The sequence below is a fragment of the Blautia sp. HCP3S3_D9 genome (genome assembly GCF_052063845.1).
In the GTDB taxonomy this organism is placed as follows: domain Bacteria; phylum Bacillota; class Clostridia; order Lachnospirales; family Lachnospiraceae; genus Blautia_A.
This window is the reverse complement of record NZ_JBQHWS010000108.1, coordinates 1-11920: the sequence shown is the minus strand read 5'-3', so window position 1 is coordinate 11920 and position 11920 is coordinate 1. Positions and strand designations below refer to the sequence as shown.

11 protein-coding genes and 2 pseudogenes are annotated in these 11920 nt (G+C 40.9%); 2 read left to right on the top strand and 11 right to left on the bottom strand.

The window, feature by feature from the left end:
• From ACTNES_RS16030 to ACTNES_RS15990, 9 genes and pseudogenes are all read right to left on the bottom strand, one after another.
• Nucleotides 1-341 (bottom strand): annotated as a pseudogene (locus ACTNES_RS16030) (hypothetical protein); the annotation flags it as partial.
• Nucleotides 342-442: 101 nt separating this feature from the next.
• A complete protein-coding gene (locus tag ACTNES_RS16025; RefSeq protein WP_441040090.1) occupies nt 443-2017 on the bottom strand; it encodes a glycoside hydrolase in 1575 nt (524 codons plus the stop codon).
• Nucleotides 2014-2637 (bottom strand): hypothetical protein, encoded by a 624-nt coding sequence (locus tag ACTNES_RS16020; RefSeq protein WP_291818350.1) that lies wholly within the window; start codon nt 2635-2637, stop codon nt 2014-2016. The genes ACTNES_RS16025 and ACTNES_RS16020 overlap by 4 nt, the downstream gene beginning before the upstream one ends.
• A gap of 101 nt (nt 2638-2738) precedes the next feature.
• Nucleotides 2739-3509, bottom strand: a complete 771-nt coding sequence (locus ACTNES_RS16015; protein WP_320813672.1) for a hypothetical protein — start codon at nt 3507-3509, stop codon at nt 2739-2741.
• On the bottom strand, nt 3497-4276 hold the full coding sequence (locus ACTNES_RS16010) for a UDP binding domain-containing protein (protein ID WP_320813673.1): 780 nt from the start codon (nt 4274-4276) through the stop codon (nt 3497-3499). Before ACTNES_RS16010 ends, ACTNES_RS16015 begins: the two co-directional genes overlap by 13 nt.
• A gap of 170 nt (nt 4277-4446) precedes the next feature.
• Nucleotides 4447-4920 carry a DUF1653 domain-containing protein gene (locus ACTNES_RS16005; protein WP_119243976.1) on the bottom strand — a complete coding sequence of 158 codons (474 nt, stop codon included), beginning with the start codon at nt 4918-4920 and terminating at the stop codon, nt 4447-4449.
• Between the two features lie 436 nt (nt 4921-5356).
• Nucleotides 5357-5650 (bottom strand): hypothetical protein, encoded by a 294-nt coding sequence (locus ACTNES_RS16000; RefSeq protein ID WP_320813674.1) that lies wholly within the window; start codon nt 5648-5650, stop codon nt 5357-5359.
• Nucleotides 5637-6068, bottom strand: coding sequence for a Panacea domain-containing protein (locus ACTNES_RS15995; RefSeq protein WP_291818342.1), 432 nt, complete (start codon nt 6066-6068; stop codon nt 5637-5639). Before ACTNES_RS15995 ends, ACTNES_RS16000 begins: the two co-directional genes overlap by 14 nt.
• Before the next feature lie 248 nt (nt 6069-6316).
• Nucleotides 6317-6658: an arsenate reductase family protein gene (locus ACTNES_RS15990; RefSeq protein WP_291807429.1), complete on the bottom strand. Its 342-nt coding sequence runs from the start codon at nt 6656-6658 to the stop codon at nt 6317-6319.
• 646 nt (nt 6659-7304) lie between these two features.
• On the opposite strand from ACTNES_RS15990, the gene pckA reads away from it, so the two are divergent.
• Nucleotides 7305-8909, top strand: a complete 1605-nt coding sequence (pckA, locus tag ACTNES_RS15985; RefSeq protein ID WP_291807432.1) for a phosphoenolpyruvate carboxykinase (ATP) — start codon at nt 7305-7307, stop codon at nt 8907-8909.
• 264 nt (nt 8910-9173) lie between these two features.
• Here the strand turns inward: pckA and ACTNES_RS15980 are convergent, their stop codons facing one another.
• Nucleotides 9174-10094, bottom strand: a complete 921-nt coding sequence (locus ACTNES_RS15980) for a ketopantoate reductase family protein (protein WP_441040089.1) — start codon at nt 10092-10094, stop codon at nt 9174-9176.
• Nucleotides 10095-10325: 231 nt separating this feature from the next.
• On the opposite strand from ACTNES_RS15980, the gene ACTNES_RS15975 reads away from it, so the two are divergent.
• Entirely contained in the window at nt 10326-11411 is a 1086-nt protein-coding gene (locus tag ACTNES_RS15975) for an RluA family pseudouridine synthase (protein ID WP_173721116.1), read from the top strand.
• Here the strand turns inward: ACTNES_RS15975 and ribH are convergent.
• Nucleotides 11408-11823 (bottom strand): annotated as a pseudogene (gene ribH / locus ACTNES_RS15970) (6,7-dimethyl-8-ribityllumazine synthase). The gene ACTNES_RS15975 and the pseudogene ribH sit on opposite strands and share 4 nt — an antisense overlap.
• Between the last annotated feature and the right edge of the window lie 97 nt (nt 11824-11920).

Below are 11920 nucleotides of genomic sequence, written 5' to 3'. Positions count from 1 at the left end.
TTGTAGCACATGACTGCATAGGATGCTCCCTGTGGGAAATCCAGTTCGTCTGTAGGTGTTGAAGGTTCAAGGATGATGCGAACGTCCAGGTCTTTTTTGTCTGCTTCTGTTTTCAAAGTGTCGATGTCATCCTCGCAGTCCCAGTATGCACTCCAGACTGTAAGTTCATCCGATGCCTCTGCCAGATTGCTGATCTCTTTTTCTGCGCTGTCATCATGTAAATCTGAAACTGTTTCTGAAATCTCAGACTTTTTTTCAGTGCCGCCGCACCCGGGAAGTGAAAAGCAGACTGCTGCCAGCACTGTCAGGATTCCTGTCTTTTTCAAACTATGATATTTCATTTCTTTCCTCATATCATATCTTAATTTTCTGCTCAGACGGATAAAATTATCTGCCTGAGCAGTTGATCTGATTCATGTAATCACAATACTGTTTCTATTTATCACAAATTCTCAATAAACCAGTTCAAAATCTTATTAAACTCAGTTCCTGCCGTATCCAGCAGTTTCTCGCCTCCGTGAAGGCTGTTGTCAAAGACAGTCTGGTCATTTTCCTTTATCGCGAGATTCTTAAAGACACCGTCATAGACATCATCTGCGACATTTCTCTGGCTGTATCCCCATCCGCCCCAGCTTGCTCCGAGACTGATCAGTCCTTTTCCCTGTACAGAGACTTCGACTGCTCCGGTGATATCTTCTCCGTTGATCAGTACATGAAGTTCCTGGCCTTTGAGAGTGATCTTTATTTCAGTATCTCCCAGTTCATTGATCTGGATATCCGGAACATATTCCTCAGCACCTTCTGCAACAGATTTTGTTTTCTGTTTTTCGGCATCTTTGGCTGCCTGATAGAATACCAGGCTGTCTGCGGCACTGTCTGCAAATCTGCCGCGCATATTGAATTCTGCTGCAAGAGAATCTCTCTTGTCTTCTTCTACAGATATTCTGTCTTTGGCATCGGTAAGATCATGGAGGTCTTTTTCAAAAAGTGTGTCAACTGATCCGCCATTCTTCTCTGCCACTACCAGATGGTTATTCTGAAGTGCTACGGAAATATATGTCTGATGTTTCTCGTCTGCTCTCAGATAAATGGTCTGGGAACCGATTTTATTTCCCTGAAGTTCAGCGGAAATTTCTGCATCTTCTGTCTCAGAGTCTTTCAGATTGAGGATGCCCTCGCCTTCCGGAAGACTGGTGAAGATAATATTGTCTTTCTTGAATTCTGCCGCGCCGGATTCTAATGTCCATGCCTTTGCCGCTTCTTCTGCACGTTTTCCATCACCTGTCACGAATTCAATATTCTCTTTCTGCTCGTCCGGAAGGTCATCCCAGATTCGCATAAGAAGGTGATTGGTGCTCCAGTATGCCTGAGGCTGTATTCTTGTCAGATCATGCATGGATGAGTCCTTTGTGTTGAAAGCAAAACCGTCTCTGTTAAAGTTGAGAGAAAAGAGGTCTTCGATGTTCTCCGCATTGGCTTCGCTTACACTCTCAGTATTTCCAAATCTGCCGGTATTCGAATGCATAATGCAATATACTTTTGGTACATAGCCAAATTCACTGCTGTAAATCTGTTCCATATAGCGGTAATCCTGCGTGATCCTGCTTTCCATGGCATCTTTTGATTCTATCGGAGTGCCGTCTTCGTCACGTATATAGTCCATGAGATAATGGTTATAGTTTCTTCCCAGATACTGGTTGACTCTTACGAATTCATCACTTGTCATCTGACCGAGGAAACGATCGTAACGGTCATAACTGTTGATATAAGAAAGTCGGTAGCCATTGGTTCCAAGTTCCCAGAATCCGCTGTCTACCAGTTCTTTCAGGTCTTTTGTGGACAGGAACTTCGGATCTTTTTCTTCAAATTTATCTGCATAGCTGAGGATGGTTGCTTTGTAATTGTACTTTTCAAGGATCTTTCTTGCAAAAAGAGCTGTATCCCTGCGGCCGTCCTCAAACAGGAGAAATAAAGCTTTGTCCGGAAGTGCGGTTCCTTTTTCATAATAATTGATCACATCTTGTCATCATTCTTCACGACTCGGAATGTACTTCCCACGATCTTGCATCCGCTGACATTTGCAGCTTCTTCTGTTTCTTCTTCTGCGGAATCGGAAGGCATGAAGATCACGGAAGAATCGATTCCATATTTCCACTTCACATATGTTTTCCAGCTGTTTATATAATTGACTACAGAGTCAAATGTCTGAGGATAATCAGCGGATACCCTGTAGGAAATGCCAATCTCATGTCCGTCTTCTATAATGTGTTCGATTTCAGTCTGACATGACATAAGTTCTGTGAGTGTAATGAAGAATGTGGCTTTTCCATTTTGTTCTTTTACCAGATCTGCTGCATCCAGTACTGCTGATTTATGATTGAATCCGTAAAATACGAAGCTCATTGCTCTCTCTGTTGTTGATACAGAAATCTGAGTTTCTACTGTCTGGTGAGCGTTCTTCTTTCTCATGGAACTAATTTCTTCGGCTGACAGTACAGGAATATTTCCGGCTTCATCCATGACAGATTTTATATCTGTCACTGTAAGTTCCGCTTTGGATGCTTTCTCCTGCAAATCTGAGATATCTTTTTCTATAATATTTTTATCTGTCAGATCTGCGACATCGATCAGATACAAGGCTCCTGCGGACGCAGTTTCCGGATTCTCCGGGCAGATTACTCTGATATTCAGAAGTTTCGCTACAATACAGATATTGTCAATGTTTTCATTATCCTCTGTCAGATATAGCTTTGTGCCGTAATGCTGTCTTCATTCTGGATTGCTTCAGTAATTCCCCGAAGATTTACCACAAGGATCGTCTCTCCGGAAATACTGCCAAGATAACTTTCTGCATCCGACTGGTTCTGGAAGCTGTCAGCATCTAGCACATGATCCGCATTTATAATTGCATCATATCCACTTACTGCTGCCGCATGTAAAATATCGCTGGTGAGTTTCGTACTGCTGCAGTAAATATATGGAACCTGTACATCTGCCATTGTGGAGAGTTTTTCTCTTGATCGAAGCATTGTCTCGATCATCTCTCTGGAAGTTCTGTTATGTACATTTCCTTCGCCACTGGTTCCATTACTGATCAGTTCGTAGTTATCTGTCAGAAGGTCATTTACAAAATCTTCGTTCTCCATTCCATCTGCGGAAGATAATGCAAAAGAAGCTTTCACACCGCTTTTCTCGATTATCTGGAGGATTTCATTATTGATGTCTGCTTCCTTTGTAACTCCGACAAATAGAATAGCGATTTTATTTTCTTTGGACTCTGTATTATCCTGAATTACACCTGACGGGTCTGTGGAATAGAATTTCTCATATGCCTTATCTATCTCATTTCCGTCAGTTTCTATTCTTCCGTCAACGTATGCAGTTGCGTCCGAAGAATAGGACTTGTTTCTGAAGTATACTGCCCAGATTCCTGCTGCGATAATAACCAGTCCTACCAGCACAACGATCAGGACATAACTTCGGGTTCTTTTCTCTTTTATAGACGCCACACTGTAACACCTGCGCTCTCCAGTTCCTGAACCGGCCACTGACCTTTTACATCAATGAGGACTCTGCCGTGAGAACTTTTTTCTGCCGGATCTGTTTTCTGCCTGTCAGCAGTGCTCGAATCAGTATCCGTTTCCTGTCTGAACAAGCTCAGCAGTCCTTCTGTTCCAAGCTCTGCAAATTCTTTATGTGATACTGCGTGTATGATACAGTCGGCATTCTTTACTTCATTTAATGGTACCAGATCAATTCCGTATGCATTCTTTACCATCTGTGGGTCTGCCTGCGGATCTGTTACTTTTGGCTCAATATCGTATTCGCGCAGTTTGTTGATCACATCCATTACTTTTGTGTTACGGATATCCGGGCAGGTAACACCCGGGTAAACGGTGCTCTCATATACGACGATTGCTCCTTTTTTCAGGTTTCGACCGACTGTCCTGCTGGCTTCTATCACTGGAGTAAGGTCCGGTGTTTTGTCTCCGTTAATCGGGGTTGGGACTGCAACAATGATAAAGACAGCGTCCTGGATATTCTTTTCATCATCTGTAAAGAATACCTGGCTTTTGGAAAGTTTCTCATCTCCTACTTCATGGGGGAGGTCTCTGCCATCTTTGTACTGCGCTATTTTGTCGCTGTTTGTATCAAATCCGGTTACCTGAAACTTCTCTGCAAAAGCGACAGCAAGCGGCATTCCTACATAACCCAGACCGACTACTGCCAGTTTCTCTTCTTTGTTCTTCAGCTTACTGTATATATCGTTATCCAAAGATTTCCTGCTTACTTTGTAACCAGTAACTACAAAGATTCTGTACTGTGTTGTTATTTTATCTTCTGTTTATGTCGATTTTGTGTCTTTTTGGATTTTTCCTTTTTAGATTTTCTGGTAAATTTTGTTTTCATTCCAGAGCAAGTGTATTATCCTGAACTTTTTGCATTTTATTTCTGTACTTTTTCAAATCTGTATTTCTGCTTAATATCAGGATATTTCTCTCTGTCTACTTCACTCATGAACATATCGTATGGTCTGGCGCAGATTTTGAAAGGTGCGTAGAGTGCCTGATAGATCATCAACTTCTCACCGTTTTCTGTGTGATGAGCTACTGCCAGGACTTTGTAGAGATATTCAGAGGTGTCCGCGGATACCCATTCTCTTTTAAAATGCTGGACGATATCACCTACACGGATATCATGTTCCGGTGCTTCTGATGTATTCTCATCTTCGGTGTTGTCTGGTTCTTCTGGTTCGGTGTTGAGTTCCATGTATTCCTCTTTATCCAGAGAAACCGGGATACCAGAGCGACCATTGATATGGACACCGCCGTACCAGGTACCTGCGATTTCGAAAATATCGCCTACTTCGTATTCCATGCTGCAGTCATTGTTTTTCTTTATGATTTTAATCTTTGCCATTTTGTTATCTCCTGTATATAGTTCTTGTTTCCTGCATCTAGAAAAGTGCCCGTTTCACTTACAATTCTCATATGTGTATAATAAAATAAGCTGACTATCTGACAGTCATGATAAAGAATACAATTAGATTTTATATCATTGCTGCCAGTAGTCAGCTCATCTGTTATCACTGATCATAAAAATGAAACAGCGGAATTCTGTCTTACATTACAACTCTTTATATATAGTTATATTATTTTTTCTGATAAAGTCAAGTCCAAAATCATGTATGCTTTAAATAAGACCTGCACACACAAGCATTGTTATCACCATGATTATCATCATACCACAACACATTAAAAACACGTCCTGTCATGTATCCATAAAGTCTGTGATTTCCAGTAAGTCGTAGTGATATCAGCGATTCCGCTTCTATATATTTTGATGTCAAACGATCTTAAGCGCTTTTATTAAGATCGTTCACGATAATTGAATGATTTTGTTTCTCATCTTTAACAAGAATCTCGCTCCATGTTTGACTTTCAAAAGATTTTAAACGTGGAAATATTTCTGTCCAAATTACATTTCCTATATGTTCCTGTGAAAATGACCACATCTCCTGATCTGAATTTGCAAAAGACCAGGCTGGATTTTCTGAATAATATTGCTCAGGGTTTCCGCCCTGAGCAATACTTTTTCCCCTGGGAATTTCTCTCGGTCTGATTTGCTTGTTTTTCTTAGAGGCCGCCATAATATAATGCCATACTTTCTTTCGTAATTATATTATTGCATCCCATTCCAGATGGGACACCTTCTCTTGCTTTCATCCATGGATCTTCCATATGAGTTAACTGACTCAGCCACTGTGCATCATGTATTCCATAATGTTCCAGCACTTTGTCAATTGTATCTTTCTGATCATCAGTAAGATTCTCTTCCCCGCCTGTTTCATCTTTTGCACTGACAGAATATTTTCCCTTTGTCTTAAAAAACAGTTCCGGACATACAGGACCATTTGCCCATGCCTGAAAGTCTTCATTAAATAGAGGAGAATCGTCCCAGACAAGCGCCCATGCCTGAGAATAATAGCATAATTTCTGGAGTTTCATTGTAGACATTGTTCCTGATTTTTCCAGAATATACTTTGCTGTATCAAATACATTTGCCATTTTGTTTCCTCCCTTCTTTCTCGAACTATAGCATAGGATTCTTATTTTGAGTAGTACATCAATTATAAAACTTCAGTAAACTCAAAATTCAGTTACTGTTCACTCCGTTCTCAGTAACACGCTTCGCGATGCACAGAATTTATGCTAATCGCATAAATTCGCGCCGTATGTCTCGGGATTTTGGCATTTTCATGCCAAAACACCTCGCGGAATAGTAGCGAGTGAACAGTAACAAAATTCAATCTACATCAATTCCACTTCTTCCAGACATCTGGCTGGTAGCCTACTGTTGCCTGTTTTCCGTTTCTTACAACAGGGACTTTGATGATGTTCTGGTTTTCGAGGATTTTCTCTGCTTTGTCTTCTTCTGCGATGTAAGTGATCAGCGCCAGAAGGTCTTTGTCCTTGCAGTTGGTGTCTATGAGTTTGTCATAGCCGCCTACTGCCTGGCAGACGGAGTTGAATTCGCCTTTGCTTAAGCCTTTTTCTTTCATATCTATAAACTGATATTTGATCCCGCGTTCTTTGAAGTAGCGTTCGGCTTTCTTGCTGTCGAAGTTTTTCTTTGTTCCAAAAATCTGAATGTTCATAGTCTGTTTCCTTTTCTTCTTTAATATATGTAAAAATTATGCTGCCTTTTCTCATTGTCTGTTTACCATAATTTCACAATTTCTTCAAAATCTCACCACATATTTCTCACATTTTCCGGTTATATTATTACTTGTACAGAGCAAAGAGTAATTGCAAATAAAACTTTTTCTTTTTCATACTTTTGCCGGGGATCGATGAGGTTCCCGGCCTCCTTCTTTTTGTTCGGAATTTCTTCCTATTTTACCATGTATTAATTTGTCATACAACTGCCATCTCCCTGAATAAATAATTGCAGTCGGACAAATCTTCGCAACTGAAACAGGATACTTCCAGATTCGTTTAAACTTAGTCTGCCAAAATCTAACACATTATATAAACAAAATATTATCATATCCACGAATACCATTCCTATATCGCCGGCATAATAATTTTACATACCTGTTCTAAAAATTTCAGAATTTTATGTGAAATATTGTTGATAAATCTTTAACAAAAATCAAAAAACGGAAAAATGCTGTTGATTTTACACGTTAAATATGTATAATAGAAAAAGAGAAGCGATAATTATTCGCTTTTTTGGTAAGGTATCTTAAAGCCTGTTTAAGCAGGCACTTTCATTAACGAAGAAAAGAGGTTAAACGTAAGATGGCAAAAATCGATTTAAGCAAGTATGGCATTACCGGAACAACTGAGATTGTCTACAATCCTTCTTATGAAATGTTATTTGAAGAGGAAACTAAACCAGAGCTTGAAGGCTTTGAAAAAGGTCAGGTCAGCGAACTTGGTGCAGTTAACGTTATGACAGGTATCTACACAGGACGTTCTCCTAAAGACAAATACATCGTTATGGATGAGAACTCCAAAGATACAGTATGGTGGACAACAGACGAGTACAAAAACGATAACCATCCTGCAACTCAGGAAGCATGGACAGCAGTTAAAGAGATCGCTAAGAAAGAGCTCTCCAACAAGAGACTTTTCGTAGTAGATGCATTCTGCGGAGCTAACAAAGATACTCGTATGGCTATCCGTTTTATCGTTGAAGTTGCTTGGCAGGCACATTTCGTAACAAATATGTTCATCCAGCCAACAGCTGAAGAACTTGAAAACTTCGAGCCAGATTTCGTTGTATACAACGCTTCCAAAGCTAAAGTTGAAAACTATAAAGAATTAGGCCTGAACTCTGAAACAGCTGTAATGTTCAACATCACAACTAAAGAGCAGGTTATCGTAAACACATGGTACGGCGGAGAAATGAAGAAAGGTATGTTCTCTATGATGAACTACTTCCTTCCATTAAAAGGTATGGCTTCCATGCACTGCTCTGCAAACACAGATATGAACGGCGAGAACACAGCTATCTTCTTCGGTCTTTCCGGAACAGGTAAAACTACTCTTTCCACAGACCCGAAACGTCTCCTGATCGGTGATGACGAACATGGCTGGGATGACAACGGCGTATTCAACTTCGAAGGTGGATGCTACGCTAAAGTTATCAACCTTGACAAAGATTCCGAACCGGACATCTACAATGCGATCAAACGTAACGCTCTTCTTGAGAACGTAACACTTGATGCTGAAGGCAAGATTGATTTCGCTGATAAGAGCGTAACAGAGAACACTCGTGTATCTTATCCGATCAACCACATTCAGAATATCGTTCGCCCGATTTCATCTGCACCGGCAGCTAAGAACGTAATCTTCCTGTCCGCAGATGCTTTCGGAGTACTTCCTCCAGTATCTATCCTGACACCAGAGCAGACTCAGTACTATTTTCTGTCTGGATTCACAGCTAAACTTGCTGGTACAGAGCGTGGAATCACAGAGCCGACTCCTACATTCTCTGCTTGCTTCGGACAGGCATTCCTTGAACTGCATCCGACAAAATATGCAGAAGAACTTGTTAAGAAGATGGAAAAGAGCGGAGCTAAAGCTTACCTCGTTAACACAGGATGGAACGGAACAGGAAAACGTATCTCCATCAAAGATACTCGTGGTATCATCGATGCAATCCTTAACGGAGATATCCTTAATGTTCCTACTAAGAAGATTCCATTCTTCGATTTCGAAGTTCCTACAGAACTTAACGGTGTAGACACAGGTATCCTTGATCCTCGTGACACATATGCTGATGCAGCTCAGTGGGAAGAGAAAGCTAAAGATCTTGCTGGAAGATTCATCAAGAACTTTGCTAAATACGAAGGAAACGCAGCTGGTAAAGCACTTGTTGCTGCTGGTCCTCAGTTATAATTCCAAGAAATTAAATTGTCCAAGTGATATGAAAGGGATGCGAGTAATTCGCATCCCTTTTTTTGTACTGTTCCAAATATCAGACAACAAATTCTTTTGCTTTCCCTAGATTCATATCTGATTTCAGGTCCTTATATCATTTTATCTATTTCAATAAATTTGTTTATAATAATATTGATATCCCCTGCATCAAAAACTTATTGTTCTTAAAAGTAATGTTTTCTATTTCTGGTATTAATTTGTACACCATCCCACTTTCTTCTATTATTTTTTTACCAGAGTTCTAAGACTCTCTGCCACTTTCTTATATGCAGGTACCGGAACGTGGTATTCTTCGCCCATTCTTACTACTTCATAGACTAATCCGTCGATTTCGGACTGTTTTCCTGCCATGATATCTCTCTGCATGGATGTGGTTGCTTCCGGTGCTAGGTTGGAGAGAATTTTTAAATTTACATCTACCATGTCTTTCTGGAATGGGACTCCCATGGCTTCTGCGAGTGCGGTGATTTCTCTTATCATGGTTTTGAAGAGTTCTCTGGCTTCGCCTTCTTTCTGAAAGTCTGCGGCTGTGGCGTGGTAGTAGAGCCCTGCTGCACCGATTGGGGAAACGTAGGAGAATTTCTCCAGAGTTTCGCGGCGGATATTCTCGGAGAGGATTCCATCGATGTGGCTGTCGCAGAAGTCTTTCTGGATTTCTTTCAGTTCTGGTCTGGATTCTGCTTTGTCACGCACACCAAATACGATACGCAGGATCTGGCCGTGTTGGAGTAGTCTGCCTGGTTCTTTGATGTTTGCGGAGACGTAGATGCATCCGTCTGTTACAAGGAGCTCAGGAAGCTGTTTCTGCATCTTTCCGCCGGTTCCGTAGATGTTTAAGACCGGAATTACAATGGTTGTTTTCTTTGCGATCTGTTTGATAAATGGAATAGTTTCATCCAGGGAATAGCCTTTTACGCAGACAAAAATTACGTCTGGATGGTCTGTGTAATGTTCCATGTCTGTAGCCGGGATGGTGATCGTTTCTTCGGTTTTGTCCCACATTTTTTCTAAGGTAAGGCCCTGTTCCTGGATTGTTTTCAGGTGTTCGCCTCGGGCGATCAGAGTTACATCCTTGCCTGCTTCTTTCATATAATATCCGGTAACGCCGCCGGTTCCGCCGGCTCCGATGATTAAGTATTTCATAGTTTTTTCTTCCCCGCTTTCATAGTTTGTTTCTTATATTATCATAGCACAATTGTAATTTTTCTTCATTATATTTATGCATTACGTCGACATAATTTTGCATTGACAGTTTATTTTTTGACCTGTAATATCAATATATTAATATTTATCCAACTCTGACATCAGTGAAACGGATATAAACAATATGGCAATAATTATCCATACGATTAATTGTGCAAAGGAATCATCAAGATGGAACGATATCTGGAATTTAGAATAGATGAACAAACTGCAGAAATTAAAATTGAAGCATTCCTGAAAAAGAATGCAGGACTTACGAAACGACAGATCAGTCAGGCGAAGTTTCGACTGGATGGGATTACAAAAAACGGGATACGCTGTCGTGTGACTGAGACAGCATATCCCGGTGATGTGATCCGTGTTTGTCTGGAGGAAGCGCAGACTGCTTCTGCACATCTTGAAAATTATAATTTCAAAATCGGTAGTAAAACTCAAGCAGGCCTTCATTGTGATAAAGCTTCAATTCCAGTTTCCGAAGCTTCTCTTTCTCTGGATATTGTATATGAAGATACAGATATTTTGGCAGTTAATAAACCGGCGGGAATGGTTACGCATCCGACAGGAATACATTATGCAGACAGTCTCTCCAATCTTGTTGCCGATTACTTTCGAGAGAAAAATGAGTCTGTCTGCGTCCGTCCAGTAGGACGGCTGGATCAGGAAACTTCCGGGATTGTGATTTTTGCCAAGAATCAGGTGGCTGCTTCGAGACTTCAATCTGTAAAGTCTCCATGCAAGATCCATAAGCAGTATCTTGCTGTTGTATCCGGTGCTTTGCCTGTAGATGCCCCTGATGTCTGGCATACCATAAATCTGCCGCTGATACAGGACCCTGCGAATCATCTGAAAATGAAAACTGCTGCTGATCTTTCCTTACATTCCTCTGTATTATCAGGAAAAATCAAAACAGCAGTTACTCATTATCATACTCTCTTTACCAGTCAGGATTGGTCACTTGTCACACTTAAACTGGACACCGGACGTACCCATCAGATCCGTGTCCATATGTCTTCGACTGGGCATCCACTTCTTGGGGATTCGTTGTATGAAAAAAATATTACTGAAAAACAGTCACCTAATAAGGATGCAGATATAGCCCCAGTATCATGCTTGCAACATCCATTCAAACGTGCGGCACTTCATGCATGGAGAGTTTCTTTTCAGCATCCTTTCAAAGATGAATTTATCTCACTGGAAGCTCCATTGCCTTTCGATTTTCGTGAGCTGGTTTCATTTTTTGGCCCTGGCTCTATTTAAGCCTCAAGTTCTTTTATTAAATTTACCATCTCAATGGCACTGAGTGCACAGTCATAGCCTTTATTTCCTGCTTTTGTACCTGCGCGCTCAATTGCCTGCTCGATATTCTCTGTTGTAAGTACTCCGAATAATACCGGAACTCCTGTTTCCAATGACACTGATGCAATACCTTTGGAAACCTCGTTGCATACATAATCATAATGGCTGGTATTTCCACGGATCACTGCACCAACACAGATCACAGCATCATATTTTCCACTTTTTGCATTTTGGACGCGATCAGCGGGATTTCAAAAGCACCTGGCACCCAGGCTACCTGAATATCTTCTTCCTTTACATTATGACGTGTCAGTCCATCCATTGCACCGCTTACCAGTTTAGAAGTAATGAACTCATTGTATAATGTACCCATAACAGTGGACACGCGAATTAGTGTAGTACCCGTTTTACGGACACCCACACAAGACATGCCCCTGTTCTTAGACACTGTTCCCATGTGAACCCTTTTT

Coding starts and splice junctions, on each gene's coding strand:
- ACTNES_RS16005 (WP_119243976.1), bottom strand. CDS start 4,920: ATGGCAAAGATTAAAATCATAAAGAAAAACAATGACTGCAGCATGGAA.
- ACTNES_RS16000 (WP_320813674.1), bottom strand. CDS start 5,650: ATGGCGGCCTCTAAGAAAAACAAGCAAATCAGACCGAGAGAAATTCCC.
- ACTNES_RS15995 (WP_291818342.1), bottom strand. CDS start 6,068: ATGGCAAATGTATTTGATACAGCAAAGTATATTCTGGAAAAATCAGGA.
- ACTNES_RS15990 (WP_291807429.1), bottom strand. CDS start 6,658: ATGAACATTCAGATTTTTGGAACAAAGAAAAACTTCGACAGCAAGAAA.
- pckA (WP_291807432.1), top strand. CDS start 7,305: ATGGCAAAAATCGATTTAAGCAAGTATGGCATTACCGGAACAACTGAG.
- ACTNES_RS15980 (WP_441040089.1), bottom strand. CDS start 10,094: ATGAAATACTTAATCATCGGAGCCGGCGGAACCGGCGGCGTTACCGGA.
- ACTNES_RS15975 (WP_173721116.1), top strand. CDS start 10,326: ATGGAACGATATCTGGAATTTAGAATAGATGAACAAACTGCAGAAATT.